This window comes from Nitratidesulfovibrio sp., assembly GCF_040373385.1.
Taxonomy (GTDB): Bacteria; Desulfobacterota; Desulfovibrionia; order Desulfovibrionales; family Desulfovibrionaceae; genus Cupidesulfovibrio.
On record NZ_JBDXXH010000001.1, the window covers coordinates 344,489 to 368,519 of the forward strand.

The following is a 24,031-nucleotide window of genomic DNA, read 5'->3' on the forward strand; positions in this document are numbered from 1 at the left end:
ATATGTTCTTATGTAAAAAATTAAATACAACGAGCAACACAAATGAAAGAAATAATACGAAACATTACATGCTAACCTGCTTTCATATTTTCCTTTACAGCGCCTAGATGCAGCTATAACTACTCTGCATCCCCCGTCGAGCCGCCGGAATCCCCTGGGTGGCGGTGATGCTGGAGACTGATACCCTTGGCGATATGGTCCCCTTCAGAGGTCACGTCGCCGGTAGTGTTCAGGTCTGCGTCCAGCATCGCAAGTGCCTTCTTTCCACCCACGCCACCGATAGCTAATGCTGGCGAGGCGAAACCTGCCCCCTCGCTGGCCGTGGCCTGCCACTGTTTGGTTTCCATCTGGATGGATTCCTTGGCGGCCACGCGGAAGTGGTCGCAATCCACCTCCACGATCTTCTCCTTCTTCAGCGTGATCTTCGCGCCCCACTGGTTGTAGACGCACACCTCGCCCCCTTGCAGGGCCTGCACGCGGAAGGCCCCGTTTTCGGTGGCCACCACCACGGAATGGGCCGTCTTGCCACCCAGCGGCAGCAGGATGCACTGCGTACCGACGGGCGGGGCCGAGGTGAAGCCGAAGTGCTGGAACAGTTCCGCCGCCTGCACCTGCTCCCCGGCCAGCGCCGCCGCCTGCACCAGTTGCACGCCGGGCTTGCTGTCCAGCCCGGTAAGCCGGGCGCGGAATGCCTGCCGCACCGTGGCCAGTGTGCGGTTGATCATGGCCTGCACGCGCTGCATCACAGGTCTACCACCTCCATCTCCGTTGCCGCGTCGCCCTTCTTGCGCCTGCGGTGCTTGCCCACGTCCGGCAGCCACACGCCGTCTTCCTTCAGCAGCAGTTCCGTCACCTGTCCCCGGTCGCGGCCACCGATGAAGGTGCGCCGCATCAGGAACAGGGTTGCGTCCAGCCCGTGCGGCTCGGACAGCACGCGCACCCGCTGCCCCGGTTCCCACAGGGGGCCGGTGCCGGTGGCATCCAGCGCCCGGTGCCCGCGCACGGTGGCCTGCACCTGAAAACCGGACAGCCGCCCGTCGGCCAGCAGCTTGCGGGCGCGGCGACGGGCCATGTCTTCCGTGTCGCACTGCGATTCCACAACCACCTTGGGCCGGTGCCACGCCACGCCGGAATCCCTGGCCACGGCGCGCAGGGCGTGTTCGCCCTCGGCATCTTCCGTGCCGTGGTTCTGGCCCAGCACGGTGACCTCCGAATGCCGCCCCTCCACGGATTCGCTGACCGTCAGGGACAGCACGTTGTTTGTGCGTCCCTCGTCCCCAAAGCGCAGCACAAGGTCGGCCACGGGCTGCGCGGTGTAGTCCGGGCCGCCCACCACCAGCGTGCCCTCCGGCGCGAACCACGGCCACATGCCGTTGGCCTCGGCCACCTGTTGCAGGGCGTCCCACGCTGTCATGCCCGGTTCAACGGTAATCTTCTCGCGCCTGACTTCCAGAGCGGGTTTCCCCACCCGGACGCGGCTGATGCCCAGCGGTCGCACGATGCGCGCCACCGCCTCTTCCAGGTCGATCTGCCGGGCCACGAACAGCGGCGCGGAGCAGTCCACCAGCACGGCGGCACCATCGCGACCGGACAGGGACAGGGTGTGCTGCCCCTTGCGAATGGCCCGTTCCACCCGGTCGATGCGGCCAGACAGCACCGCCTGCCCGCCCACGGCCATGGTGACGGCGGCCCACGGGCGCACCGACTGCGGCACGGCGTCCGCCGGGATGCCCAGCGACACGCGCCACGCATCGGCGGGGGTCAGCAGGTCGCTGTCCAGTTCGTAGCTGGTCCAGTCGCGGTGTTCCCTGCCGCCCACGATCAGGGTGACGGCGTCGCGTTCAGCGGGCATACCCTGTGACCTCCTGTCCGGCGGCAAGGAAATTGGGGTTGCGGATGGCCGGGTTCAGGCGCTCCAGTTCGGCGGCGCGGCGATAGTCGCCATACAGGCGGTGGGCCAGCAGGTGCAGGTTGCAGGGGGCGTCCACCACGTGGGTCACCAGCGGCGGGCTTTGTTCGATGACCGCCGCGCCCAGTTCCTGCAACGCCAGCGCCGCATCGCGCAGGGCCTGCGCCACGGCATAGGCGTCCTGCGCGGGCAACACGATGCGCGCGCCGTCCATGGCGTCCTGCATGCGGTCGCGCAGGTTGCCCACCACGGCCTCCACTTCCTGCGGGGTCAGGGTGGGCGCGGCGGCCTCCGCCTGCAACAGCGCCGTGGCCTGCTCCGTCAGCAGCGCCGTTTGCGTGACGTTGGCCAGCACGGCCAGTTGCGCATTGGTGGCACCCTGCGGGGTGGAAAGGTCCGCCTGCTGGGCCGGGCGCGCGGCGTCCACCGAGGGGATGCTTACCGTGGGAGAGGCAACGGCCTGCCCCGTGGACGGCCCAGCGGCCACGCTGCCCGCATAGGCGCTGACGCCCGCCGGGTAGCTGCGGCCCGTGCCCCCGGTCAGGCTGCGCGACGGGAACGCCTGCGACAGCTTTTGCCAGTTGCGAAAGCCGCCGCCCTGCACGGCCAGCGGGTCTGCCGCTGTCTGCTGCGCGGCCTGAAGGTCGGACAGGTAGGCGGACGGAAAGTCCAGATAGTACACCGCAGACCGTCCGGCGCGCTGTATGGCGTCGTACTCGTCCAGCGTGTCGTGCATGCTGTTCAGCACGTCCACCTTGTCGGCAAGGCTGTACTGTCTGGCGGTCTGTTCCAGCCAGCGCGCGAAGGATTGGCCCGACGCCTCGCTGGCCTCGCCCGCCGCGCCTTCCGCGTTCAGGGCCGCGCCTTCCGCCGCGCCGCGCGCACCCGTTGCGCCAAGAAAGGCGTTGTCGGTCCCGGCCTCCACAAATTCCAGCGCCACCTCGACGTAGTCGGGCTGCTCCCCTTCGTGCGGGATGTCCCACGAGGCCACGCGCACGGTGACGGAACCGAACACCGGATGCACCAGTTCTCCGGGGCCGGATTCCTCCAGCGCCGCCACCAGTCGTGCCAGCCCGGCCTCGTACTGCGGCCCGTTGAAGACGGCGGTAAGGCTGATGCGCCGGGCCTTGCGCCCCATGTCTTCCACTTCCGCGCCGGGGCGGTAGGGGTATTCGTGCTCCACCAGGGCGCGTTCGCCCTTGTCGCGGGTGCGCAGCACCTCGAAGCCCGCGCCCCGAAAGCTGGCGTCCAGCAGGTTGTCCTTCCATGCCATGCGATGATCCCGTTGCGCCGTTAGTGGCGGGTGGCGTCGCGCCCGTTCACTTCGTTGACGGCGCGGGCCACTTCCCGGCCATCCAGTTGCAGCACCGATTCCACGCGCACCACGCGCTCGTCCTTGAAGATCATGTCCCCCAGCTTCTGGCCAAGGCCGGTGCCGCCCAGCCAGCCCAGCAGCCCGCCGCCGATGCCGCCCACGCCCGCGCCCACGGCGGTGCCGATGCCGGGGGCCACCAGCGTGCCCAGCGCGGCCCCGGCCTTGGCCCCCAGCGATGCCCCGGCCAGCGTTCCGCCAAGCCCGCCCGCCGTGGCCACGTGGGCGGCGTTCTTGTCGTTGCGGTTCATGGCGCTTTGCTCGGTGGCGTACACGTCATAGGCGGCACCGGCCACGGCCAGCAGGCCCCCAGCGCGCCCGGCAAGGCGACCGGCCAGCTTGCCGAACCTTGCGCCGCGCCCCGCCATACCGGCTGCGCCCCCCGCCCCGGCAGCACCGGCACCGCCGGTCAGCATGCGCAGCCCGCCAAAGGCCGCAGCCGCCGCCGTCATGGCTCCTATGGCCGTGGTTGCCTCCATGGCCGCCGTGGTCAGGGCGGGAAATTCGGCACCGAACGCGGCCAGCCTTTCCATGGCCGGGTCCAGATAGGGCTTCACGTGGGCCAGCATGCCGGATGCGGCAATGTCCTTCTCGTTGCTGGCCTGCTGCGCCTTGAAGGCAGAGGTGGAGGCCACCACGCCGAAGGCGGTTTCGCCCGCGCCGGTGGCGCTGCGCATGCCGCCCAGCACGTCGGCCACGTAGCCCTTCTGGGTCATCTCCGCGACAAGGGCCAGCAGGGCCTGCCGGTCCTGCATCACTCGGCCCACGGCAGACGCCTGAAGAATGTCGGCCATGTCGTTCAGGGCGGACGCGCGGTCGCCGCCGGTGGCCCCGGCGGCTTTGGCACGCGCGGCCTGAAAGCGTTTGTCCTTGCCCACCACGCGGGTTTCCACCAGCCGGACGAACGCATCCAGCGGCAGTTCGCCGTTTTCGCGGGCCTTGGCCAGCGATCCGGAAAGGTCGATACCCAGCTTCTTGAAGTCCAGCGCGGCGTCGCTGCTGTTCATCTTGGCCAGCAGGTTGACGAGGTTGTTCCCCGCCTGGTCCTTGTTGCCCGCCGTCACGGCGGACGCCTGCGCGCTGGCCAGAATCCGCTCGAACCCGGCCATGCCCTTCATGCCCTGCGCGTTGGCCATCATCTGCGGCAGCCAGCGGGCCATGTCCTTCAGTTCAAAGCCACCCATCTGCCCGGCCACCATGGCCCGGTCCAGCGCGGCCTGCGCTTCTTCCGGCTTGAAAAAGCCCTGTTGCACGCCCCGGATGACAATGTCCGCAAGGTCGCCGGACGCCGCGCCCGACGCGGTGGAATACTTCTGCAACACCGGCAGCAGGCTGGTGGCCGCGTCCGCCTTGATGGCCCCGGACGCCAGCATCTTGTCCAGCGCCTCGGCGGCCTCGTCGCGGGTGCCGCCGCCGGTGCGCACGGCCCCGGTGATGGAGGCGTCCAGTTGGGTCATGCCCGCCCGGCGGCCCGCCACGTCGCGCTCGGCATAGGCGGTGTTGGCCATCTGCGCCACGCGGTGTTCGTAGTCCATGGGCTTGGCCAGTGCCCGCCCGGCCACGTAGCCGCCCGCCGTAAGGCCGCTGCCCACCTGACCGGCGGCCTTGGCGGCGTTGGATGCGGCACTGGCCACCCCGCGTAGCGACTGCATGGCCGCGCGCGACAGGCGGTCCACCTGCCGCAGCCCGTTCAGCAGGCCGCCGAAGCGCATGCGGTCGGTATCGGCACCGGCGCGCGCAAGGCCACGGGCTGCCGTGGTGGCATCCCCGGTGGCCCGCGTCACGTCGTCCAGCGCCCGCTTGGTATAGCGGCCCATCTGGTCGCGCAGGCGCAGGGTGACCTGCACGCTCATGTCGTTCATGCGCTATTTCCTCTTCAGCCTGCGGTTGACCACCCGTCTGCTGCCCGGCGCGGGGCCGCGCCCCGTCAGCAGTTCTATGTAGGTGCGGATTTCGGGCAGGGACATGGCCCGAACCTCTTCCAGCCGGAAGCCGCGATGCACCAGGGCCAGTTCCGCCAGCCTCAGCTCGCGGCAACGGCGCTCGCGGCCATCAGCTTTTTTCGCAGTCGTTCCTCCGCCGCGTTAAGCTGGCCGAACTCGGTATCCGGCAGCGCCCCCAGCAGTTCGGGGGTAATGGCATCCTGCGGCAGCGTGCCCAGCCGGGTGATGGTGCGCGCCCACACGTAGCGGGTGATGCGGGCCTGATTGGCCCCTTCGCCCGCCTCGGCCATGGCGTCTTCCACGTCGGCCATGGTGGGCAGGCGCATCTCGAAGTCCTTGTGCCAGTCACCGGCTTCATCCTGCCAGCCGATGGTCAGGGTGCCGGTTTCGGTCATGGGGGTGCGGGTCATGATGATGTTGGTCATGGGCTATTCCTCCACCCGGTCCATGGCCGCCAGCGTCACGTCCACTTTCGCCTCATTGTCCACGCTGTACTTGCGGGCATCGTCCATGGCCACGCAGTCCAGATACGATTCGCGGGTGCCGCCTTCGGTCACGGGGTAGATGGTCACCTTGGCCCCCACGATGTCGTCCCAATCGGGGGCGTTTTCCTTGGGGATGGGCAGGGTGAGCTTCAGCGTCCATTCGTGCACGCCCTGCGCAAAGCCGCTGGGCTTGCCCTTGCGGTTCATGGTCTTCACCAGCTTGCGACCGCTCTTGTGGTCGATGTCCACGGACTCGACCTCGTATTCCTTGCCGTCGATTTCGAGGATGACGGCGCCGAGGTATTCCTTCAGGGCCATGGGGTTCTCTCCTTACAGCAGAAGGTCGATGCGGCCCGCGAACACATGCAGCCCGTTGACCACATCGACCGGGATCTTCGCGTTCAGGCGGTTGGCGTCCTGCGTGTCGCGCTCGACGATGACGCCGGGCAGGTTGGCCTTCACTTCCTCTACGATTTCCAGTTCTTCCAGCTTCAGCAGCACGTCGATGATCTCGCTGCGCACCTTGGGGGGCGTGCGGGCGGACAGCTTCTCGCGCGGGAAGCGCAGGCTGATGCGTTCGCGCACGGCCTTGCGCACGTAGTCCAGCGTGCGGATGGTGGTCAGGTCCAGCAGGGACACGTCTTCCACGCCCTGAGCGTCCACCGTGTAGGTGGTGACGGCGCGCACTATCTGCACCACGTCGCCCGGCCCCGTTTCCAGCGGGGTGACGCCGTTGTGCAGGGCCGTTTCCTGCTCCATGCGGCCAAGGCGCCTGGCCACCGGCGGCACGGCAATGCCCGAAAGCGTCAGGGTGTTCAGGGGGCGAGCGGGGTCTTCCTCGCTGGCGACCACTGCCCCGTAGGCGGCGGCCACCTCGTGCGGCAGGCTGACCGTCCCGGGCAGCACCACGCCGCAGATACGCCCGCTGTTGACCTGACCGGCCAGCGTGGTGGCCTGCGCCAGCGTGCCGGTGGTGGCGAACACGCCCACGGCCCCGCGCTGTTCCAGCGCATGCGACACGGCGTCCAGGTGGTCGCGCAGGGTGGCAAGGTTGTCCTGCGTGGCGTAGGGCGTGACCAGAATGTGGTGTCCGCCCAGAAACAGGGCGGCCAGCGCCCCGGCAATGTCCGGGTCCGTCTGCCCGCCGGACATGGCCGTTACCTGCACGGTCAGCCCCTGCACCGTATGGCTGGCGGAAAGCGGCACCTGGTTGCCCAGCGCGCCCTTGTTGCGGGCCGTAAGCGTGACCACACCGCCCTCGGCGGCGGGCGTGACCGGCAGGTACCGGGCCGTGCCGACGGCCTGCGCCAGCGCGGCGGCGGCAACGGCGGCGGTGTCGCCCTTGGCCACCGCGATTTTCACGGTCTGGTTGCCTATGGCCAGCGCGATGACGCCCGAAGACGTGGCCGTGCCGGTGATGCCCACGGTGCCGGACGCGGCAATGGACGCATCGTCGTCATCCACGGCCACCACGGTCAGGTACAGGTACGGGTTGGCGATGATGGCGGCGCGCACCATCAGGTGGGCCACGCTGCCCTCGCCAAACAGGATGCGGGCTTCCTCGTCCGAAAACACGTCCACCGGCACCAGCGCGGGCTGGCTGCCCCCGGCGGTGCGCTGGGCCACCAGAAGCACGCGCTGTTCGTTGGCGGGCAGCGTGCGCACGGCAAGGCGGGTGTTGAACTCCAGATACTTGCCCGGCTTGCGGATGGACGACGGCAGCGTGTCGAAGCTGACGTTAGGGCTGGTCATTGCTGGCCTCCTTCTTGACGGCGGTGGCCTTGGCGGCGGCGCGAGAGGCCGGGACCACCATCAAATCGCCATCGGTGATGCGGCGGCGGTAGTACGGGGTATCCGGCACTTCCACCGGGTTCTGTTCGATGTACCGGCGGGGCATGCCTTCCACGGGCACCTTCACGCCGGGGGCGGCTTTCACGAGCATGTCAGTTCCTCCCCTGTTGCAGGGTCAGCAGGTCCACGGCGTCGGCCTCGCCGTCGTCGGGTTGCAGGTGGTAGCGCAGGCCCACGGCTGCCAGTTGCGGCAGGGGCGCGCCGGGGGGCGTGGCCGGGTCCAGCGGCGGCGCGGGCAGGCGCAGGGGGTAGCGGGTGTGCCATTCCTGCGCGTAGACGCTGACGCCCTGGTCTTGCAGCCTGCCGTTGTACAGGCTGCGGGTGCGACCGGGCCGCAGCGGGTCCATTTCCAGCCCCTGGGCCGCCCCCTGTTCCGTGAAATCCTGGCACATCAGCAGGGCGCGCACGTCTTCCAGCATCTGGTAGGTGCCCACCTGCACGGCGTCGCCCTTGCGGGTGGCCGCCTCGTTGCGCAGGTTGCGGGCCGCCACCAGCACCACCCACGTGGCGGGCACGTGCCAGACGGTGCGGCTGGTGCCCACGGGCGCGGGGTCGCCCTCGCCCTTGAAGGCCACCCACACGGCGGGAAAGGCCCGGACAACCTGCCGGGCATCCCCGTCCAGTTCGCCGCCGTAGGTGGCCACGGTGCGCAGGTACGGCAGCCCGGCCTCGCCAAGGCGGCGGATGATGGCGTCTTCTATGGCGGCGATCATGCGTCGTCCCCTTCGGGCGCGGGCAGCCAGACGCGCCGCCCGGCATGGATAACCACCCCGCTGCCGGGGGCCGGGGCCGCCGCGCCGGGCAGCACGGCCCGGCCCGCCGCCACGTCGCGCAGCCAGCTTACGGCGGCCCGGTAGCGTTCGACGATGGTGTCCGTTTCCGTGGCCATGCCCCCGGTAAGCCGGTAGCGGGCCATGTCGCACACGGCGGTCAGCAGCGCCGGGGGCACCTCTGCCAGGGGCAGCGGGTAGCGCGCGGCAAGGTAGCTGTCCGCCTCGCTGGAGGCCCGGTTCAGGGCCTCCAGCGCGACGGTGGCGTCCACCTGCCCGGTGTTCTCGCGGTCGGTGACGGCTATCACCTCGTCCAGCCCGAAGGCCGCGACCAGATCGTCGGGGGTGGCGTAGGCCATCTACTTGCCCGCCTTGCTGTTGGGCTTGCTGGCGGGCTTGGCCGGGCCGGTGGGGGGTTCAGCCGGGGCCGGGGCCGCTTCGGTGGCAGGCTGCGGGGCTTCCGCATGCTGCGCGGCGGTGACTTCGCCCGTGCCGCCCTCGCCCTGACCAACCGGGGCGACCGGGGCAGACAGGGCCGCATCGGCCACCGCCCCGGCTTCCGCTTCCCCGACATCCACCGGCGTGCCCAGCGGCACGGCCAGCAGCACCGGGTCGGCAAGGATGGCCGACATGCGGGCAGGCCCCAGTTCGTCGGCGTCCACCACCGTCCGCTCCGGGCTGAAGCGCAGCCCGGCCCGGTAGCGGCATTCCACGTTCTTCCGGGTAATTACGGCGTACCGCATGGCGCGCCTCCCTAGCCCAGCCACGCCACGGGCACCACGGTGGCCGCGTCGAACCACTTGTTGGTGCCGCCGCCGGGCAGTTCGGACACGCCCACAACGCCACGGGCCGCGCCGTTCAGGGTGGGCGGCACCACCAGCAGGGTGGACGCCTTGCCGCCGCTGCCAAGGCCCAGCGGGCGGCCACCGTCGGCCTTCATGGTTTGCAGGGCCACCAACGCCGCCTCGAAGTTGTCGGCGGTCAGCGGGTGCTGGCTGCGCACGGCCATCTGCCAGAAGCCGTAGCCCGCGTTGCAGCGGTAGCGCACGCCGTAGGGAATCTCGTCCTTCATGAACACGTGGTCGTTGTCGGGGTTGGAGATCATTTGCAGTTCGGGCTTGGTGCGCTCCTGAAAGATCAGCGGCTTCAGCGGGCGGCTGACATCGAGCAGGAACCACGCCGCGCCGGGGGTGGCACCGGGCACTAGGTTGTTGCTGACCAGCATGGCCTCGCCGGTGCCGTCCACGTTGGGGTAGACGGGGTGGTCGGTGTCGAAGAAGTTCTGGCCGTCGAAGCAGGTGCGGGCGTGCCCGTTGGCCAGCAGGGGCCAGACCAGTTCGTCGGGGTGGGTGGCCGCGCCGTAGCCCATTTCCTCGAACAGGGGCGTGTAGATGCCCAGGGCGTCGTCTTCCACGGACGTGCGCGAAACGCCCACGGTGCCTTCGTACAGCTTGTTGGAGATGGCGTAGCCGTGTTCCTTCATGTCCTTGAACACGCGGTCGCCCACCCATTCGCGCAGCTTGGGGAACTGGCCCAGCCAGCCGTAGGTGTTCTGCGCGGCGGTGCTGGGAATGAGCGTGGCCACCTTGTCCCACATGGGCGCGGCCTTGGTCTTGCCGCGCAGGAAGGCGGCGGAAAAGCCGGTGCGCAGGCTGTTCAGCAGCGCGCTGGTGATGACGGCCATGGATTACTTGCCCTCCTTGCTGGCGCGGAACTCTTCGGGAGTCAGCCCCAACTGGTTCATGGTGTAGGTGTCTTCGTCGGTAAGGGCCGCCGTGCCCGGCACGGGCTGGGGCGTAACGCGGGTGGTCTGCATGGCGGTCAGGGCGGCCACCGGCACGGCCACGGAAAGGTAGTTGCGCAGGGCGTCGGGGTCGGTTCTGGCCAGTTCGCGCGCCCAAGGCTCCACGGCCCTGTTCAGGCGGCCATCGGCCAGCGCCGCGTCGATTTCCACCGCCATGGCGGCCACGGTCTGCCCGGTTTCCAGTTCGGCCACGCGGGCCTGCAAGGCGGCAGCGGACTGCTGCAAGGCGGTCAGCGCCTCCATGGGCACGAAGCGGGCCGGGTCCGGGGTGGCCGCCGACAACGCGGCAATCTGCGCGCGCTGTTCGGTGAGCAGGGCCAGCAGGTCCACGGGGGCGGGCTGGCCTGCGGGGGGTGCACCGTCGGTAGCGGCGGCTTCGCCTTCGCCGCCCAGCATGGCCTTCAGCTTGTCCAACTGGGCCATGATGTCCTGCGCCGTGGCCGTGACGGGCAGGTTCAGCATCCAGCGCAGGCGCTCCAGAAGTTCATCCATTGCGGTCTCCTGTGTTGCGAGGTCTTCCACGGCTGCCACGACGGACATGCCGTCAAGGGCCGGGGTGTTGGTAAGCGCGGCGCTGATGAGGCGCAGCACCGCGCCGGTTGCGGCGTCGAAGGAAAAGACGGGGGAGATGAAGCGGTACTCGCCCGCTTCGATGTAGGCGCGGGCACGCTCGGTCCAGGTAACGGCGGCGAACAGGCCACGGCCCGGCAGGTAGGTGACGGCATCAATCCACCCGGCAGCCGGGGCGGGTTTGCCGTTCTGTCTGGCGTTCAGGGTCTGGTGTTCGTAGTCGATGACCAGCGGGGTTTCGCGGGCCTGCGCATCGGCCACCACGGGGGCGGCAATGTCTGCATCAAGGCACCACGCTGTCAGCGCGCCCTTGGTCATGGAGGCGGGGCGACCATCACGCGCGGTAAAGCTGCCGTCCGGCAGAAGCTGGACGTTCAGCCCGTCGGGAAGGTCGGAAGTGCCGTCGCCCACGGAAAGGGGCACGGTAAGGACTGCGGTGGGGTGCGTTGTACGCGGGGGCTTTAAATGCGACATGCCCCCGGTATACGGGGGCATGCGGTGCAAGACAGGGGGAAGGGGTTCAGTGGGATGACGAGGTGTTCTCGTCCATTATATAGTCAATAGTCTCTCGTATGTCCGAGTCCGCATTGACAACTTTTATTCTTTTATAAGCTGTCATTCCAAGCTTTTCTACAGGGGTTGCCAGTAGGGCATTAAGAAAGCTGTGAGGAGATGATACAACGCCAGAAAAATCAAGCTTTATACTTTTTCCTTCCAATATTGCAGGAAGTATGTATTTGTCGCGATACGCAATTGCTTCAGGTTTTACCTCTGCATTTCTTCCAAAATAATTATATATATCTACAAGAAGGGTCTTCGATATTTCACTAGAATCTTTCTCTAAAATCTCTCTCTCCGCAGCAGATCGCAATTCTGACAACGTGCTCTCGTAAGTAAATCGTGAGTTTTTATTCAGTTTTACAGTGAGCCATACGAACGTTCCTGGCCAAGGAGTTTCCAGCTTTTTGTGAGTGACGTCTGAAGGAGATATATGCACACTGCCATCATATGATATAATATGCATGTCTGAATGTAACTTTTTAATAATATTGTTAGATATGTACAGCCCCATTCCAGCGTTGTTTTTGCTCTCGTATGGTCTTGACGCACCAAATGTTCCAGACTTTCCCGGTTTTATTGCTTCAATTATTGCCTCACAGCTATCCGCAAACGGCATGCTGGACTGTTCAAGATGCCTTTTGATTCCAATGCCTAAATCCGCTATGATAAATTGTATTTCATCTCTTCGCTTATACCATGTATACTGAACAATAGGAGGAATTGCCCTATTATTCTTCTTATGAACTGAAACCCCATGTTCCATTGCATTGTAGAACAATTCAGACATGACATAACGCAATGTCTTTTCATATTCTAACCCTAAATTTTTTGTATATATTTCAACATTGCTTATTGCAGATTTGAAAGATTCATTATCTTTAAGAGCAAAAAGTGGCTTATAACGAGTTGAAATAAACTGATCAGATTCTCCAGACAGGACTTTTCTCCATCCTTTGCATCCCATACTCTTCCACATTGCTGACGGAGAATACATGCTATTCACGTCTGGTATGATGTCAACTCGGATGTTTTTTGACGACATAAAAAAGCAATACAATGTAATCAAAGATAGCGCTTGGAAATTTGCGTTTGCACACGCACTCAAATCAATTTCGACATGGTCGCTTTGTGGATTCCAATCAAAAAAGGACAACACCGTGGAAAAGTCACAAAAACCTTCTGGATAGAAACTAAACGTTCTCGGGACGGTAAGCCTCATAATACCCCCTATCTGTTGCGCTATAGCTAACTACGTTAGCATTGCGTTAGCAGCCTCGCAACAAGACTCGCTCATACTGGCGTCGGACTTTCCGCCACTCACGTCCCCACCCCCGCTAACGCCCTTCTCGCCGCTTCCCCCAAAATCCCCCGAATCTCCTCCTCGTCCTCCGGCCCCACGCCCAGAAAGCGCCGGGCCGGGATGTCGCCCCACGGGATGGGGCCGCCCCGCTTGGTGGAGCCGAACGCGCCTTTCTTCGCGCCAAACTGGTGGGTGGGGGCATAGGGCACGTTGGTGCCCACGGTGGCATGGTCCGGGCCGTAGTCTGCGTGCAGGCTGCCCGCAAGCTGGCCGCGCACCTGTAGGATGGGGCCATCGTGCCCGGTCTTGGCGCGGCGGCCAATGGTGACCGGCGACAGCGGGTGCCATGCGTTGCCGGTGACCGGGTCGCGCTGCCCGGCAAAGGCCCGCTCCGGCGCGTCGGCCAGCACGCCCGCCAGTTGCCGGGTAACGGGCGTCATGTCCCGGCCCAGTTCCGCAAGGCGGGTAAGCCCGTGCTCCAGGCCGTCGAAGTTGACCTCTATTTCGATCATGGCTAGTCTCCTTGGTACAAGACGGGCGCGACACGGTGATATTCTGCCTGCCGTAGCACGGGCCATGGCCCGGAGCGCCTTGTGGGGTTTCCGCTTCTGCGGGTGGCAGGCCCCACCGCCCCCTTGTATCCGCCCGGTGCGACCGTTAGTGGTCCGCGCCGGGCTGTTTCTTTTTCGTCTTCCGCAACTGGCCCACGATGCGCGCCCGCTGGGCGTCGTCGCGGCTCAAGCGCCAGAAGCTGACCAGATACAGTTCGTCGCCCTTGCGGGTGGCCTTGACCACGCTGACGTAGCCGCCCGGCTCGTCCAGCACGTAGACCAGCCGCAACGCGCCGTCCTGCACCACTTCTCCCTGTTCCACCACGTCCTGCACGCGGGCGTAGTCGGCCAGCGTCAGTTCCGGGTGGTGCCGCCGCTGCTTGGCCCAGGTTTCCGGCGACAGCCGGGCAAGGGCGCTGGTGCCGCCGATGCGCGCGGCGTCGTCCGCCGCCAGCACGGCCATGGGAAAATGCCCCTGCGGCGCGGCGGCCCACGCGGCGAAGGCCTCGCCTTTTGTCAGGTGACGCACGGCGGCTGCGGCCAGCGCCGGGTCTGCCGCCCGCAGCTTGCGCGCCGCCTCGTCCAGCATGTTGGCCAGCCCGGCAGCGCCGGGGTTGTAGGAAAAGCCAAGGTCCGTCCAGGCTATTTCCCCGGCCTGCGGCACCTTGTAGCCGGTCACGGTGCGCCGGGTGACCTCTCCGGTGCGGCGGTCCACCAGTTCGCGCTCCTGCGTGACCATGCGGCCCGCGCCCCGCTCCACCGACAGCCCTTCCGCCTTCAGCCGGTGTTGCGACAGGGTACGCACCCGGCACCGGCAGCCCCAGCCGTTGGGCGGGTAGTGGGTGGACCAGAAGGCGTCGTCGCTGCGGAACACGCGCCCGTGCAACACCTTGTGCGAGGGGCGCGTGGTGGCGTCCAGCACGGATACATACTGCCAGAAGGGGCGCGCGTCGGCGTTTTCCAGCGCCTGCTTGTAGCGCCCGGCCATGTAAGCGGCCTGCATGTTCTGACGGTAGATCAGCCGCAGCCGGGCGGGGCTGCCCATGCGCACAGTGCGTGCGGTCCCGTCTGCCGCCGTATCCGTGCGCTTGCCCCACCAGCCCTTGCGGCGCAGCACCGGCTCCAGCGTTTCACGGAACCAGCGTTCCGTCTTGCCGTCCCGCAGGGCGGTGGTCAGCCCGTCGCGGATGTCCTGCAACACGTCCAGCCGGGCCACCCCGGCCACGGTGAACGCCTGCGCGTGGGCCTGCTGCCACAGTTCCTTCCAGTCGAAGGTGACGGCGTAGCCCTTGGCCGTGAAGTAGACGATGGCGTCCTTGGGCGGCAGGCCCATGGCGTAGGAGAGGGAAGGGATTTCGGGCATGACGGATTACCGCACCGGCAGGATGCGACCGAACGCCATGCCCACCGGCCCCAGCACCAGCAACCGGAAATGCAGGAAACGGTCGGGGGATTCGGATTGCCCCCAGCACCACGCCAGCGGCGCAACCGTGCCGTTCCGCCGCATGAGGCCCCACGGGCGCGACGTTTCCAGCACGGCGCGGAACACGAACGGCCCCAGCCGGATGTCCAGGTCACGGGTGATGGACACGGTCAGGCATCCTCCCCCGCGCTGACGCGCCCCCACACCTCGCTGACGAACAGCGCCCGCGCCAGCAGGTCTTCCAGCTTGCGGCCCTCCATCCGGGGGTACAGTTCGGCAAGGCGGGCCAGCAGGTCCGCCGGTTCCGCGCCGTCGCGCAGTTCCTGCATCAGCGGCTCCAGCAGTTCTTCCATGGCGGCCAGCATGGCCCCGTCGGGAATCTCGGCGTCGTCCAGCGCCTGCTGGTCCGGGTACGGCGCGCCGCCGTCACCATCTGCGTCCCCGTGCGCATCGGCCAGCGCCACGGCGGCGGCCCGGCCTTCCGCATCGCCATCGTCCGCGCCTTCATCGTCCGCACCATCGTCACCCGCATCAGCACCGGCGGCGCGGGTGCCCAGCACTTCCTCGTCACCCTGCGGCAGGGGAATCTTCAGCTTTTCATGCGCCCACGCGGCGGGGATGCGCATCACCCCGGACAGCTTGGGCAGCGCGTCGGCGTAAGTGGCGATGTCCGCCGCCTGCCGGGTGTCGAACCGGAACCACGGCAGCAGCCGGGCGTCGGCCACGCCCGAGTTCAGCACGGCAAGCGGGGCCAGTACCTGCCGGGTCAGCGTGCCCGCGATTTGCAGCGCGTCCGAGGTCAGCAGGTCGTGGCGAATCTCGTTGTGTACCGCGCCCAGCGCGTTGGTGCTGCTTTTGCCGTCGGCCTGGCTGGTCAGGGTGCCGCCCAGAATGGCCTTGGACATGCCGCGTTCGCAGCGGTCCACCAGCACGCCGAAGTGGTCGTGGGTGGAGTTGGGCGGCGTCTGGAAGATGATCTCCATGCCCTGCGGGATGATGCCCGCCGCATCGCGGCCAAGGGCCTGCAACGCCCGCAGCAGGGCCGCCTTGTCTTCTTCCGTGCTGGCTGCCGGGTACTTGCCCAGGCGAAAGGGCATGCCGTGAACTTCCACATAGGCAGCGTTGGAGGCCAGCGCGTAGGACCGGATAAGGTAGCTCCACGCCAGCACGCGGAACAGCCCGGCGCGGGCCAGCCAGCCGGAGCGGGACCGGTGGGTATGCAGCACCCAGCCCAGCGTTTCCAGTTCCGCGCCTTGTGCCGTGCCGTCGCGCAGGCGCAGGGCGTTGCGGTCGTGCGGCGGGGTCTGGAACCACGTCTGCGGGCGGAAGTGGAACGCCTGCGGCAGGTGCAGCTTGCCCTCGCGCCCCCATTCTATTTCCAGCGCGGCAAAGCCGTGGCCCACGCCGTCGGCCATGTCCAGAAACAGGTCATCCACGTTGGCCAGCGCGTCGAACTGTTCGCGCACGGCGTCGGCCACGCGGCGCGCCGCCGCATCCCCTGCCCGCCCCGGCAGGATTTCCCAGTCCAGCGTCAGCAGCGCCCGCTTGCGTTTGGCCAGTTCCGCCGCAAGGTGTTCGCAGCGGTCTTCCATGTCCGCGAACAGGACGTGCTGTTGCAGGATGTCGCCATCGTCTGCGGATTGCAGGATGTTCTTCAGCCGGGCGGGCGTGAGGCCGTGGGTAAGGTTGGCCCAGCGTTCCCAGTACAGCAGGGGCGCGGCGCTGGAACGGCCTTCCAGCGCCGCGTCCAGCGGGGCATCCGCCGTGGCCCCGTCGCGGGTTTGCAGGCCGCCCGAAGGCATGAAGGTGCGGGTAAAGGCGCGCGCGGCGCTAGACAAACGATCCATGAAGCCCATGGTCATCTCCGTCGGTGTCCATATCGTGGAAGGGGCTGCGGCGCGGGGCCGCCGTGAAGGCGTCGCGCAGGCTGACAAAGCCGCCGCTGGCCATGCGCCACAGCATTTCCAGCGCGTCCGGGCCGTCGTCGTGGTCGGCCTTGGGGAAGTGGCGCAACTGGTCTATCAGCGTCTGCTGCGAGGGGTGCAGGCGGATGCGCCCCTGCACCATGTAGGGTTGCAGGGTTTCTATGCGCAGGTGCTTGTCCGTGCTGTTGACCACCGGCTGCACGGGAATGGCGATGCCGCGCGCCACGGCCCGCTGCGCCAGCACGTGGGCGAAGAATTCCTGAAACTGCACGGCCTCCACGCCCCACAGCAGGCAGCGGTATTCAAGGTGCGCGGCAATCACGTCTTCTATGATGCGGTCGGGGTGGCGCTTGCGGATCAGGGCTTCCACCAGGTCCAGCGTCATGGTGGGCCGGTGGAAGCCGCCCACAAGGATGGCCGAAGGGTCGCGCCCCGCGCCGTGCTTGCCCAGCGACGGGTCCACCGCGCCGAAGAACAGCCAGTCCGCCCGGCGGTCCACCCAGAAGGTGATGCAGGCGGCAAAGGGGGCGTCGTCGCCGGAAAGCGGGTCGTTCTGCTGTTCCGCGTCGAAGGCGGCGTGGTCTTCGGCCCGCTTCAGCATCAGCTTGTACAGCGGGCGCATGGACGGCCACGATACCTCGGCGTTGCGCTCCATGTCCGCCGCGTTGGCAGCGTGGAAGGCGCGGGCGGCGTCCGCCCCTTCGGCGCGCAGGATGCCTTCCCAACGGTCCCACAGGTCCATGCGGTCGGGCCAGCGAATGACGGCCCGGAACCGCTTGCCCCGCCACAGGGGCTTTTGCAGCGTGCGGGCCAGCACCGAATCGTAGTGCAGGATGGTGCCAACGTAGATCACGTCCATGCTGTCATCCGCCGGGCCAAGGGACAGCACCGTGCGTTGCAGCCAGCCTTGCAGCTTGTCGCGCTGTTCCGGCTTCAGGACGTTCTCGTCGTTCTCCAGGTCGTCCAGCACGGCAAGGTCGGGACGGTGCGGGCCGTGGCGCAGGCCGCGCATGCGCTTGCCCGCGCCCAGCGCCTGCAACTTGACGTTGCTGCGGGTAACGATGGTGCCCACGTTCCACACCCGGCCCTGCCCGGCGGCATCGGGAAAGTCCATGCCGATGCGCGGGTTGGCCTCCAGTTCCACCTTCACCGCCTCCAGCAGGGCGGCGGCCTGTTCCAGCGCGTCGGCTATCAGCAGCAGGTACCGCTTGCGCCCGGTCAGCACGCACCACAGCACGAAGAACAACGCCACATAGGTGGACTTGGCCTCGCCGCGCGGGGCGGCCACGGCCAGCTTCACGCCTTCCGGCGCGGCCACGATGCCGGGCAGTTCCTCGTCCAGCCATATATGAAGAGCAGAATCTCTATCGCTCTTGACGTAGTGCGGAAAATAGGTACGACGGAAAAAGGAAAAGCTTTCGTGCGCCATCTCTCGCCGCCTTGCAGACGTGGAGGCGTCGGCAGGAAATGACCGGCATTCAGCCTGTATTTGCATCTTTAGTGACGCGGCAAGGGCGGCTACCCCTTCTTGAAACGTTTTGCCAAAAGGATATTTAGCCATGTCAGACTCTCCGCAGAAAATTCAAGATTCCCACATTATCCACAGGATTGAATTTGAACCATCAGCCAACTCTGACGGTGAGACAGGTACTCTCACTGTTGAAATCACATACACATCACTCGACAATGACTTTAACGGAAAGCGAGTTCACGCAATCAGAACATATAATGAATTTCCAACACACCTATATGAAAAATGGGGGAATGACTCATATTCAACCCTGAGATATTTCTTCGATATTGAGACAAAGTGGGAATATGAAGAGGAAAAAATCTAAACCTCTTTCCCTTGTGTTAAAGTCTCACCGAATGGCTCCAGTATCTCAAGAAATGCCTCAATGTGATTCGGATATTCTCTTTGTACGAATTCAGCGAGCCTGTTCAGAATACGCAGCGCCACTGCAAGTTCATTCGTTTCCGGCATGACGCGGCGGCAGGCGGCCACAGTCTTGTTGAAGCTGTCGGCAAGGCTGGCAAGGATGTCCGCGCGTTCCTTGGGCTTCAGGGTGCCTTCGCGCAGTTCGTCCAGCAGGGTCTTGTGCTGCACCATGTAGTCGGTCAGCACCTGCCGGGCCACGTCGTCGGTGCCGCCCATGGCCAGCATGCTGGCGGTGCGCGCCTTGTCCCAATCGTCGCCGTCGGCCTTGGCCTGCCGCTTCCAGCGGGCCGCCGTGGACGCGGGCACGCCCGCCCTGGTGGCGGCCATTTCCAGCGGCAACTGGTCGTAGATGAAGGCGGCGCGCAGTTGCCGCCGGGTTTCCTCGGCGTGGGCCACGTCAGCCCCCCAGCAGCTTGGTTTTGATGTAGGTGATGCCCACGGCCACAAGACCGCCGGTCAGCCCGCCGGAAATGCCCCCGGCCACCGCCCCGGCGGTGATGGCCCGGCGCTCCATGCGGGCGGTGCGTCGGTCCACCCGGTCCACCTTTTCCGCGATGCTTTGCAGCAGTTGCAGTTCGCGCCCGGCTTCACCGGCGCAGTCATCCTTGGTCATGCGTGTCTCCGCATCATGCGCCGCCGGGCAGGGAGCCGAGGCGGTCCGAGAGTTTGTCCAGCTTGGCTTCGATGTCCTTCAGGCGGTCCAGCATTTCGGTGCGCATCAGCACGTAATCGTCGCGGCGCACGCACTGGTCGGTGACGCGCTGGCGCAGTTCCGCCAGCTCTGCCTTCAGGCTGTCATTCTCCTGCTTCAGCCCGTACAGCACCACGCCGCCAAGGCTGCCCACCACCCCCAGCAGCGTGGTGACCAGCAGCAGCACCCATTCCATGCTCATGGGGCCTCCGCGAAGTTGACCAGGGCGTTGACCTGCGCTTCCAGCGCCTGGCAGCGCCCGCCGTAGTCGCGGATGTGGGCAAGGATGTCTGCCCCGCTGACGGTGGCTGCGCCCGCTATTCCGGGTGCTGCGCGAAGTAGCCCGGCGTCAGCGCCGGGGGCGGCGTGGGCGGTTGCGCCAGTTCCGGCGGCAGCGGCGTCTTCGGGCACGGGGCCACCACCGGCACCGGCGGCAGGGGCGAGGCCGATTGCCTCGTTGTACAGGCGCACGAAATCAGGGCCGAACACAGGGCCAGCAACAGCAGTGTCTTGCGCGGCATGGGCGGCAATCCTCCGGGAGAATTCGCGGCGGGCATCGGCAAGGCGCGTGCGCGTCTGCATCAGTTCCGCCGCAAGGGTGTTGGCGCGGGCGGTTTCCGTCTCCAGCTTGCGCCGGGCGGTACGCTCCGCATCGGCCACGGCCAGGGCGCGGACGGTGTTTTCGTCCGCGTGCTCGGCCCGCAGTTCGGCCAGCGCCCGCTGGCCACGTTCCGCCGTGGCGGCGTGGGCGGCCTGCTCGGTCTTGAGGCTGGCCGACAGCAGGACGCAACGCACCCCGGCCACGGCAAGCAGTACAGCGAGCACGGCGGCCCCGGCGGCAAGCGCCAGCAGGCGCGGCTTTGGGGACAGGAATCCGGCGATGGTTTCCAGCATCAGGAATGCCCCCCATCGCAGCTTCCCCCGCCCCAGCCCGCCGCCTCGTAGACCGGTTCCAGCGTCAGCAGGATGCGCCGGGGGTAACCGCGATTCTCGCGGAAGGCGTTGGCGGAACGCCCGGCGTTGACGGCCTCCACGTTGCCCCACCACGCGGCGGGGTTGCGCCCGCGCGCAGCGGCCAGTTTGGCGTCGCGCTGCACCCAGCCCAGCCCGCCGTTGTAGGCGGCAAGGGCCATGGCCATGCGGTCGCAAGGGGTGGCGGCGCGCACGCGCTGGTGCAGCCACAGGTCGTAGGCGACCATGGCGCGCAACGCCCACGCGGGATTGAAGGGGGCGGGCTGGCCGGTTTGGGGCATGACCATGGGCAGCCAGCGGGCGGTGGATGGCATGAACTGCGCCAGCCCCTGCGCACCCACGGGGGACACGGCGTCGGGCTTCCACTCACTTTCCTGCTGCACCTGCGCCGCAAAGGTGGCCACCGGCGCGCCAAGGCCCCATTCCAGCCGGGCCGCGCGCACCAGCACGGAGCGGTGCGCCTGCGCCTCACGGGGGATGGATGCGGCGCGGGCAAAGTCGCCCAGCCAGACGCCCAGCAAGAGCGTGGCCAGCACGACGATCACCACGGCGCGCCCCGCTTCCCACAGGACCGAAAGCAGGCTGCCCAGCATGAGCGCGAAATAGGCCGAAACCCTGGCCCAGCGGGGGCCGGAGGAAGCGGGGGCACACAATTGTAGGGACCAGCCGCCGGGCAGGCGAATGGTCTTGCGGACATGCGGCGCGCCCATGGCTAGAGTCCCAGTTCCACGGCCAGCATCGCCGCGCCCATCAGGAAGCTGCGACGCAGGCAGGCGACCATGAACAGGGTCTTGGATTCCGTCACCACCGGGAAGTCATCGACGCCATCGGGCCAGTCGCCGGAGCCGATGCGGTCGCGCCATTCCTCGCACAGGTAGCCTTCGGGCCGGGCGTAGGGAAACAGCCAGCGGTCGATCCAGTAGGTGACCACTGCGGCCAGCATGACCTGAGTGAGCTTGTAGGTGACGATAAGCGCCTCCCTGGGCGAGGCGTGCCAAAGGAACAGCCACAGCGCGACGGCAATCAGGCTGCACAGCAGCATGCGCGTATGCCGGATGCCGCGCAGACGGGACAGGATGGACACGACGGCCTCCCTTGCGAAACAGGTGCAACACGTTTCGTCAGGGCAGCCGCCACAATGCAGCCGCCCCCGGTCACTGCCATATTGGCAGCAACCGGGGGCGGAGACAGGGGGAAGGGGTTCAGTGGGGAGCTAGAAGGTCTCCGTACTGTCTTCCATTTGCTTTAGAAGAATACCATGCGACATTTTTGGAGCCAGGAAACGCACGGCAAGCCACGAATCCCCATCGCTATTGAATATCTCCATTTCAACCTGTCGCATTGTTACGGGAGATTGTTTAATAATTTCTGAAATATTTGTGGACCCTTTTGCAGATGCAATAACATCTTTCTCAAGAAATATGTAGAGTATGCTCTCAGACCGCAGTCCGCGTGCTTCAAATTCATTTATGTATGCCTCTGCCTTAGACCTATCCATGCTATTATATACTTGACTAAAATCACAAGTTTCATTTTTCATCCGCATCAATGCGGGAACAAAATTATTTTTTACAATTGCTCCTAACGTAGAAGAATAATTTTTATCGTTAAGCTTGCTGGCAATTGTGATATGAGTAAGTTTTCCATCAGAAAAATTAAACGCCTGCTTCCATTTTACACCAGCAAACATCGCATCATTTACGCACAAAGAATCTGAGCCGTCCTCAAAAAGGCAAGGGACGACGTTTGCGCGTTTGTTCACGTCACTTCTTGTCATTCCATGATAAAAATCTTTATAGAGCGGAACCTTATTGTCGCCAGCATAGGCAACGCTCGCGATCAGCACGAAGAACAACGCCACAAGTATACTACGTTTCATATGCCCCTCTACACCAGCCGCCCCTGTGCTGGGGCAGGTTGACGGTCTGGCGCGATATCCGTTCCCTTCAAGATCAGCCAGACGCGCCTGTCAGACAGCCTATATCGCAGGGCGAGCTCCGCGACAACTTCCGTTCCGGTGCGCCCGGTCCGTATCTCGGCATCGAAATGACGGATTATCTCCGTATCCCGCGCCCTGCGCAACGCATCGGCACAGCGGGGTATGTACAGGTTGGTTCCGCCGTACTGCTTGCACAGGATGTCAGAGGAGACCACGCCCACGGCTTGCTCCAGCATGCTGAAGCGAAGTTCGCCCAGCTTGTTCCCCCGCTTGGGAACCGGGAACGTCGTGCCGCCCAGCGCCTCCACCAGCCGCAGGGTATCGGGCATGCCGATAAGCCCGGCAATCTCGCGGGCCATGGCGGGCATGCTGTCCTCGTGCTGCATGATCTGCAAGGCATCGCGCGTCATGCCTCTTCCTCCTTGCCCTCGCGGCGGCGCGCATCCTTTACCAGCGCCACCATGACGGCCTTTAGCTGGTCCGCGTCGCACCATTCCAGCTTCTCCACCCCGAACATGCGCCGGGCGATGGCTTCCGCGTAGCTCCACGGCCTGCCGTTGTCGGCCAGCAGCGCCTCCATCTTGGCCAGCAGGGCGGAACCACCGGCCTTCACGCGCGGCTTGCGGCCCTTGCGCGGTGCCGCCTTGGGCTGCCAGCCCTTGGCCCGCAGTTCGGCCACCACGGCCACCAGTTGCCTGTCCGTCAGGCCGGATGCGGAGCGTTGCCCGGTCACCCGTTCCAGCAGGTCGCGGTAAACGTCCTCGCCCAGGGCCAAGTCCTTCCGGGCAATGTGAATCTTGGCCAGCAGTGAATTGCGGCCTTCGGGCCGGGCGTCAGAAGTCGCCATGTGCCACCTCCAGCAGGTTGTAGCCAACTTGGCACCGAGATTTACTGTTCGGCATATGCATAGACAGTGGGCGGACCAATTTCGTTAGAGAGATTGACAAGACTAGGAAAATGCTGCTCTTTCGATATAAAAATAGAGGGGTGGATGATGAGAGCGTTGCTTGCTGTTGTTTTGCTCGCACTTCTTTCTGGGTGCAGTGTTGGAATGGCCATGTCCGGCAAAAAAGACCCTGACCTTGGTGCGATTCGTGTGGGAGCCACACGCGGTGAGGTTGAACTACATTTAGGGGCACCTGCTGAAATCAGAGAAGCTGATGGGGTCCGGCATGACGTGTACGCATATGAACTCGGGAATGAGCCATCCGCAGGCCGTGCAATCGGACATGGCGTGATGGATGTTCTGACCTTTGGCATCTGGGAAGTTGTGGGAACGCCGGTCGAGGGTTTCCAAGGGGAAAAGAAATATCTCGCCATAATGTATGACGAAAATGATGTTGTAACTCGCATCGGCTCCACCACGCCCCCTGCGAAAAAGAAAAAGCCCGAACCTGAAAAAACTGACACTTAGCATTGCCACGGCTATACCTCATCGCCCCCGCTCGCAGCGGGGGCTTCTCGTTGGCTGCTCGTCAGGCCGGGGCCGCCACGCCCCGGCGACCGCCCCCGTAAGGGCGGTTTCGCGGGGTTACGCGGCCTTGTAGCTCACGGTGGCCTTGGCTTCCTGAATCCGCAGGCAGTTGGCCACGGCAAACTGCATCGGGTCGTCGCCATCAAGGGCAAGGCTGACCAGCTTGGGTTCGGGCGAATAGGTGGCCTTTTCCTTCACGAGGTCGGGGAAGCGGTCGCCCAGCAGTTCGCGCAGGGTGCCCACGTCGGCAATGGCCACGGAATCGCGCAGGGACACGGTGCAGTCCACGCTCGCGATGACGATGTGCAGGGTGCCGTTGCCGTCCATCCAGCGCGGCACCTCCGCAAGAATTTTCGCGTTCACTTCCTCCAGCTTGTCCTTCAGCCCGTCGATCTCGTTCTTCAGGGCCGCGCCGTGCAGCACCAGTTCGCCCAGCGAGGCCGGGGCGGCGAAGGTCTGCTTGCCCAGCCTGACGGTAGGCGTGGGCGGCGTGGGCAGGTGGGACACGTTGGATTCCTGCACTTTCTTCAGCTTCTTTGCGGCAGTCGCCAT

At 65.5% G+C, this 24,031-nt stretch carries 32 protein-coding genes and 1 other RNA gene; 2 read left to right on the forward strand and 31 right to left on the reverse strand.

Annotated features, from left to right (window positions below; genetic code table 11):
- Nucleotides 1–119: 119 nt before the first annotated feature.
- The 20 genes from ABWO17_RS01385 to terL all read right to left on the reverse strand — a co-directional run bounded on the left by ABWO17_RS01385 (nt 120) and on the right by terL (nt 17,893).
- The gene (locus ABWO17_RS01385; RefSeq protein WP_502914861.1) at nt 120–743 is read right to left on the reverse strand and encodes a phage baseplate assembly protein V; all 624 of its coding nucleotides are present in this window, start codon (nt 741–743) and stop codon (nt 120–122) included.
- Nucleotides 743–1,852, reverse strand: a complete 1,110-nt coding sequence (locus tag ABWO17_RS01390; RefSeq protein WP_353115307.1) for a phage baseplate assembly protein — start codon at nt 1,850–1,852, stop codon at nt 743–745. Before ABWO17_RS01390 ends, ABWO17_RS01385 begins: the two co-directional genes overlap by 1 nt.
- The gene (locus ABWO17_RS01395) at nt 1,842–3,182 is read right to left on the reverse strand and encodes a DNA circularization protein (RefSeq protein WP_353115309.1); all 1,341 of its coding nucleotides are present in this window, start codon (nt 3,180–3,182) and stop codon (nt 1,842–1,844) included. The genes ABWO17_RS01390 and ABWO17_RS01395 overlap by 11 nt, the downstream gene beginning before the upstream one ends.
- 20 nt (nt 3,183–3,202) lie before the next feature.
- On the reverse strand, nt 3,203–5,143 hold the full coding sequence (locus tag ABWO17_RS01400; RefSeq protein WP_353115311.1) for a phage tail tape measure protein: 1,941 nt from the start codon (nt 5,141–5,143) through the stop codon (nt 3,203–3,205).
- Nucleotides 5,144–5,146: 3 nt separating this feature from the next.
- Nucleotides 5,147–5,284 carry a hypothetical protein gene (locus ABWO17_RS01405; RefSeq protein WP_155860490.1) on the reverse strand — a complete coding sequence of 46 codons (138 nt, stop codon included), beginning with the start codon at nt 5,282–5,284 and terminating at the stop codon, nt 5,147–5,149.
- A 20-nt stretch (nt 5,285–5,304) separates the two neighbouring features.
- Nucleotides 5,305–5,649, reverse strand: coding sequence for a hypothetical protein (locus tag ABWO17_RS01410; RefSeq protein ID WP_353115314.1), 345 nt, complete (start codon nt 5,647–5,649; stop codon nt 5,305–5,307).
- Nucleotides 5,650–5,652: 3 nt separating this feature from the next.
- Nucleotides 5,653–6,027 carry a phage tail protein gene (locus ABWO17_RS01415; RefSeq protein ID WP_353115316.1) on the reverse strand — a complete coding sequence of 125 codons (375 nt, stop codon included), beginning with the start codon at nt 6,025–6,027 and terminating at the stop codon, nt 5,653–5,655.
- Between the two features lie 12 nt (nt 6,028–6,039).
- Nucleotides 6,040–7,461, reverse strand: coding sequence for a phage tail sheath C-terminal domain-containing protein (locus ABWO17_RS01420; RefSeq protein ID WP_353115318.1), 1,422 nt, complete (start codon nt 7,459–7,461; stop codon nt 6,040–6,042).
- Complete coding sequence (locus ABWO17_RS01425; protein ID WP_353115320.1) at nt 7,448–7,651, reverse strand: DUF2635 domain-containing protein; 204 nt, start codon at nt 7,649–7,651, stop codon at nt 7,448–7,450. The genes ABWO17_RS01420 and ABWO17_RS01425 overlap by 14 nt, the downstream gene beginning before the upstream one ends.
- Nucleotide 7,652: 1 nt before the next feature.
- Nucleotides 7,653–8,273, reverse strand: a complete 621-nt coding sequence (locus tag ABWO17_RS01430; RefSeq protein WP_353115322.1) for a DUF1834 family protein — start codon at nt 8,271–8,273, stop codon at nt 7,653–7,655.
- Entirely contained in the window at nt 8,270–8,689 is a 420-nt protein-coding gene (locus ABWO17_RS01435) for a gp436 family protein (protein ID WP_353115324.1), read from the reverse strand. The genes ABWO17_RS01430 and ABWO17_RS01435 overlap by 4 nt, the downstream gene beginning before the upstream one ends.
- Entirely contained in the window at nt 8,690–9,073 is a 384-nt protein-coding gene (locus ABWO17_RS01440) for a hypothetical protein (protein ID WP_353115326.1), read from the reverse strand.
- 11 nt (nt 9,074–9,084) lie between these two features.
- Nucleotides 9,085–10,014 carry a Mu-like prophage major head subunit gpT family protein gene (locus ABWO17_RS01445; RefSeq protein WP_353115328.1) on the reverse strand — a complete coding sequence of 310 codons (930 nt, stop codon included), beginning with the start codon at nt 10,012–10,014 and terminating at the stop codon, nt 9,085–9,087.
- Between the two features lie 3 nt (nt 10,015–10,017).
- Nucleotides 10,018–11,178, reverse strand: coding sequence for a phage protease (locus tag ABWO17_RS01450; protein WP_353115330.1), 1,161 nt, complete (start codon nt 11,176–11,178; stop codon nt 10,018–10,020).
- Nucleotides 11,179–11,224: 46 nt separating this feature from the next.
- Nucleotides 11,225–12,259 (reverse strand): STAS-like domain-containing protein, encoded by a 1,035-nt coding sequence (locus ABWO17_RS01455; protein ID WP_353115332.1) that lies wholly within the window; start codon nt 12,257–12,259, stop codon nt 11,225–11,227.
- A 323-nt stretch (nt 12,260–12,582) separates the two neighbouring features.
- Nucleotides 12,583–13,077: a phage virion morphogenesis protein gene (locus ABWO17_RS01460; protein WP_353115334.1), complete on the reverse strand. Its 495-nt coding sequence runs from the start codon at nt 13,075–13,077 to the stop codon at nt 12,583–12,585.
- A 145-nt stretch (nt 13,078–13,222) separates the two neighbouring features.
- Nucleotides 13,223–14,479 (reverse strand): phage head morphogenesis protein, encoded by a 1,257-nt coding sequence (locus tag ABWO17_RS01465; RefSeq protein ID WP_353115336.1) that lies wholly within the window; start codon nt 14,477–14,479, stop codon nt 13,223–13,225.
- A 6-nt stretch (nt 14,480–14,485) separates the two neighbouring features.
- The gene (locus ABWO17_RS01470; RefSeq protein WP_353115338.1) at nt 14,486–14,707 is read right to left on the reverse strand and encodes a hypothetical protein; all 222 of its coding nucleotides are present in this window, start codon (nt 14,705–14,707) and stop codon (nt 14,486–14,488) included.
- A gap of 2 nt (nt 14,708–14,709) precedes the next feature.
- Nucleotides 14,710–16,386: a DUF935 domain-containing protein gene (locus ABWO17_RS01475; protein ID WP_353115340.1), complete on the reverse strand. Its 1,677-nt coding sequence runs from the start codon at nt 16,384–16,386 to the stop codon at nt 14,710–14,712.
- Nucleotides 16,370–17,893, reverse strand: a complete 1,524-nt coding sequence (terL, locus tag ABWO17_RS01480) for a phage terminase large subunit (protein WP_502914854.1) — start codon at nt 17,891–17,893, stop codon at nt 16,370–16,372. The genes ABWO17_RS01475 and terL overlap by 17 nt, the downstream gene beginning before the upstream one ends.
- 130 nt (nt 17,894–18,023) lie before the next feature.
- Between terL and ABWO17_RS01485 the strand changes: the two genes are divergently transcribed.
- Nucleotides 18,024–18,302 carry a hypothetical protein gene (locus ABWO17_RS01485; protein ID WP_353115344.1) on the forward strand — a complete coding sequence of 93 codons (279 nt, stop codon included), beginning with the start codon at nt 18,024–18,026 and terminating at the stop codon, nt 18,300–18,302.
- Here the strand turns inward: ABWO17_RS01485 and ABWO17_RS01490 are convergent.
- From ABWO17_RS01490 to ABWO17_RS01530, 9 genes are all read right to left on the reverse strand, one after another.
- Complete coding sequence (locus tag ABWO17_RS01490) at nt 18,299–18,799, reverse strand: DUF1804 family protein (RefSeq protein WP_353115346.1); 501 nt, start codon at nt 18,797–18,799, stop codon at nt 18,299–18,301. The two genes, ABWO17_RS01485 and ABWO17_RS01490, sit on opposite strands and share 4 nt — an antisense overlap.
- Nucleotide 18,800: 1 nt before the next feature.
- A complete protein-coding gene (locus ABWO17_RS01495; RefSeq protein WP_353115348.1) occupies nt 18,801–19,016 on the reverse strand; it encodes a hypothetical protein in 216 nt (71 codons plus the stop codon).
- Between the two features lie 13 nt (nt 19,017–19,029).
- Nucleotides 19,030–19,296 carry a hypothetical protein gene (locus ABWO17_RS01500; protein ID WP_353115350.1) on the reverse strand — a complete coding sequence of 89 codons (267 nt, stop codon included), beginning with the start codon at nt 19,294–19,296 and terminating at the stop codon, nt 19,030–19,032.
- Nucleotides 19,293–19,988, reverse strand: coding sequence for a hypothetical protein (locus tag ABWO17_RS01505; protein WP_353115352.1), 696 nt, complete (start codon nt 19,986–19,988; stop codon nt 19,293–19,295). The genes ABWO17_RS01500 and ABWO17_RS01505 overlap by 4 nt, the downstream gene beginning before the upstream one ends.
- The gene (locus ABWO17_RS01510; RefSeq protein WP_502914862.1) at nt 19,988–20,659 is read right to left on the reverse strand and encodes a transglycosylase SLT domain-containing protein; all 672 of its coding nucleotides are present in this window, start codon (nt 20,657–20,659) and stop codon (nt 19,988–19,990) included. Before ABWO17_RS01510 ends, ABWO17_RS01505 begins: the two co-directional genes overlap by 1 nt.
- Nucleotides 20,660–20,778: 119 nt before the next feature.
- Nucleotides 20,779–21,150, reverse strand: coding sequence for a putative holin (locus ABWO17_RS01515; RefSeq protein ID WP_353115354.1), 372 nt, complete (start codon nt 21,148–21,150; stop codon nt 20,779–20,781).
- Nucleotides 21,151–21,279: 129 nt separating this feature from the next.
- Nucleotides 21,280–21,945 carry a hypothetical protein gene (locus ABWO17_RS01520; protein WP_353115356.1) on the reverse strand — a complete coding sequence of 222 codons (666 nt, stop codon included), beginning with the start codon at nt 21,943–21,945 and terminating at the stop codon, nt 21,280–21,282.
- 8 nt (nt 21,946–21,953) lie between these two features.
- A complete protein-coding gene (locus ABWO17_RS01525; protein WP_353115358.1) occupies nt 21,954–22,415 on the reverse strand; it encodes a Mor transcription activator family protein in 462 nt (153 codons plus the stop codon).
- On the reverse strand, nt 22,412–22,852 hold the full coding sequence (locus tag ABWO17_RS01530; RefSeq protein WP_353115360.1) for a gp16 family protein: 441 nt from the start codon (nt 22,850–22,852) through the stop codon (nt 22,412–22,414). The genes ABWO17_RS01525 and ABWO17_RS01530 overlap by 4 nt, the downstream gene beginning before the upstream one ends.
- Nucleotides 22,853–22,999: 147 nt before the next feature.
- Here ABWO17_RS01530 and ABWO17_RS01535 point away from each other — a divergent pair, with 147 nt between their 5' ends.
- On the forward strand, nt 23,000–23,419 hold the full coding sequence (locus ABWO17_RS01535; protein ID WP_353115362.1) for a hypothetical protein: 420 nt from the start codon (nt 23,000–23,002) through the stop codon (nt 23,417–23,419).
- A gap of 48 nt (nt 23,420–23,467) precedes the next feature.
- On the opposite strand, the gene ABWO17_RS01540 is transcribed toward ABWO17_RS01535, so the two are convergent.
- Both ABWO17_RS01540 and ABWO17_RS01545 read right to left on the reverse strand, forming a co-directional pair.
- Nucleotides 23,468–23,534, reverse strand: an RNA gene (locus ABWO17_RS01540) — hammerhead ribozyme type II.
- A 2-nt stretch (nt 23,535–23,536) separates the two neighbouring features.
- Entirely contained in the window at nt 23,537–24,031 is a 495-nt protein-coding gene (locus ABWO17_RS01545; protein WP_353115364.1) for a hypothetical protein, read from the reverse strand.

What these genes read in the sequence shown, in the direction of transcription:
- ABWO17_RS01385 (WP_502914861.1), bottom strand. Translation starts at nt 743, where the DNA reads ATGCAGCGCGTGCAGGCCATGATCAACCGCACACTGGCCACGGTGCGG.
- ABWO17_RS01390 (WP_353115307.1), bottom strand. Translation starts at nt 1,852, where the DNA reads ATGCCCGCTGAACGCGACGCCGTCACCCTGATCGTGGGCGGCAGGGAA.
- ABWO17_RS01395 (WP_353115309.1), bottom strand. Translation starts at nt 3,182, where the DNA reads ATGGCATGGAAGGACAACCTGCTGGACGCCAGCTTTCGGGGCGCGGGC.
- ABWO17_RS01400 (WP_353115311.1), bottom strand. Translation starts at nt 5,143, where the DNA reads ATGAACGACATGAGCGTGCAGGTCACCCTGCGCCTGCGCGACCAGATG.
- ABWO17_RS01410 (WP_353115314.1), bottom strand. Translation starts at nt 5,649, where the DNA reads ATGACCAACATCATCATGACCCGCACCCCCATGACCGAAACCGGCACC.
- ABWO17_RS01415 (WP_353115316.1), bottom strand. Translation starts at nt 6,027, where the DNA reads ATGGCCCTGAAGGAATACCTCGGCGCCGTCATCCTCGAAATCGACGGC.
- ABWO17_RS01420 (WP_353115318.1), bottom strand. Translation starts at nt 7,461, where the DNA reads ATGACCAGCCCTAACGTCAGCTTCGACACGCTGCCGTCGTCCATCCGC.
- ABWO17_RS01425 (WP_353115320.1), bottom strand. Translation starts at nt 7,651, where the DNA reads ATGCTCGTGAAAGCCGCCCCCGGCGTGAAGGTGCCCGTGGAAGGCATG.
- ABWO17_RS01430 (WP_353115322.1), bottom strand. Translation starts at nt 8,273, where the DNA reads ATGATCGCCGCCATAGAAGACGCCATCATCCGCCGCCTTGGCGAGGCC.
- ABWO17_RS01435 (WP_353115324.1), bottom strand. Translation starts at nt 8,689, where the DNA reads ATGGCCTACGCCACCCCCGACGATCTGGTCGCGGCCTTCGGGCTGGAC.
- ABWO17_RS01440 (WP_353115326.1), bottom strand. Translation starts at nt 9,073, where the DNA reads ATGCGGTACGCCGTAATTACCCGGAAGAACGTGGAATGCCGCTACCGG.
- ABWO17_RS01445 (WP_353115328.1), bottom strand. Translation starts at nt 10,014, where the DNA reads ATGGCCGTCATCACCAGCGCGCTGCTGAACAGCCTGCGCACCGGCTTT.
- ABWO17_RS01450 (WP_353115330.1), bottom strand. Translation starts at nt 11,178, where the DNA reads ATGTCGCATTTAAAGCCCCCGCGTACAACGCACCCCACCGCAGTCCTT.
- ABWO17_RS01455 (WP_353115332.1), bottom strand. Translation starts at nt 12,259, where the DNA reads ATGTATTCTCCGTCAGCAATGTGGAAGAGTATGGGATGCAAAGGATGG.
- ABWO17_RS01460 (WP_353115334.1), bottom strand. Translation starts at nt 13,077, where the DNA reads ATGATCGAAATAGAGGTCAACTTCGACGGCCTGGAGCACGGGCTTACC.
- ABWO17_RS01465 (WP_353115336.1), bottom strand. Translation starts at nt 14,479, where the DNA reads ATGCCCGAAATCCCTTCCCTCTCCTACGCCATGGGCCTGCCGCCCAAG.
- ABWO17_RS01475 (WP_353115340.1), bottom strand. Translation starts at nt 16,386, where the DNA reads ATGGATCGTTTGTCTAGCGCCGCGCGCGCCTTTACCCGCACCTTCATG.
- terL (WP_502914854.1), bottom strand. Translation starts at nt 17,893, where the DNA reads ATGGCGCACGAAAGCTTTTCCTTTTTCCGTCGTACCTATTTTCCGCAC.
- ABWO17_RS01485 (WP_353115344.1), top strand. Translation starts at nt 18,024, where the DNA reads ATGTCAGACTCTCCGCAGAAAATTCAAGATTCCCACATTATCCACAGG.
- ABWO17_RS01495 (WP_353115348.1), bottom strand. Translation starts at nt 19,016, where the DNA reads ATGACCAAGGATGACTGCGCCGGTGAAGCCGGGCGCGAACTGCAACTG.
- ABWO17_RS01500 (WP_353115350.1), bottom strand. Translation starts at nt 19,296, where the DNA reads ATGAGCATGGAATGGGTGCTGCTGCTGGTCACCACGCTGCTGGGGGTG.
- ABWO17_RS01505 (WP_353115352.1), bottom strand. Translation starts at nt 19,988, where the DNA reads ATGCTGGAAACCATCGCCGGATTCCTGTCCCCAAAGCCGCGCCTGCTG.
- ABWO17_RS01510 (WP_502914862.1), bottom strand. Translation starts at nt 20,659, where the DNA reads ATGCTGGGCAGCCTGCTTTCGGTCCTGTGGGAAGCGGGGCGCGCCGTG.
- ABWO17_RS01520 (WP_353115356.1), bottom strand. Translation starts at nt 21,945, where the DNA reads ATGAAACGTAGTATACTTGTGGCGTTGTTCTTCGTGCTGATCGCGAGC.
- ABWO17_RS01525 (WP_353115358.1), bottom strand. Translation starts at nt 22,415, where the DNA reads ATGACGCGCGATGCCTTGCAGATCATGCAGCACGAGGACAGCATGCCC.
- ABWO17_RS01530 (WP_353115360.1), bottom strand. Translation starts at nt 22,852, where the DNA reads ATGGCGACTTCTGACGCCCGGCCCGAAGGCCGCAATTCACTGCTGGCC.
- ABWO17_RS01535 (WP_353115362.1), top strand. Translation starts at nt 23,000, where the DNA reads ATGAGAGCGTTGCTTGCTGTTGTTTTGCTCGCACTTCTTTCTGGGTGC.
- ABWO17_RS01545 (WP_353115364.1), bottom strand. Translation starts at nt 24,031, where the DNA reads ATGGCGACTGCCGCAAAGAAGCTGAAGAAAGTGCAGGAATCCAACGTG.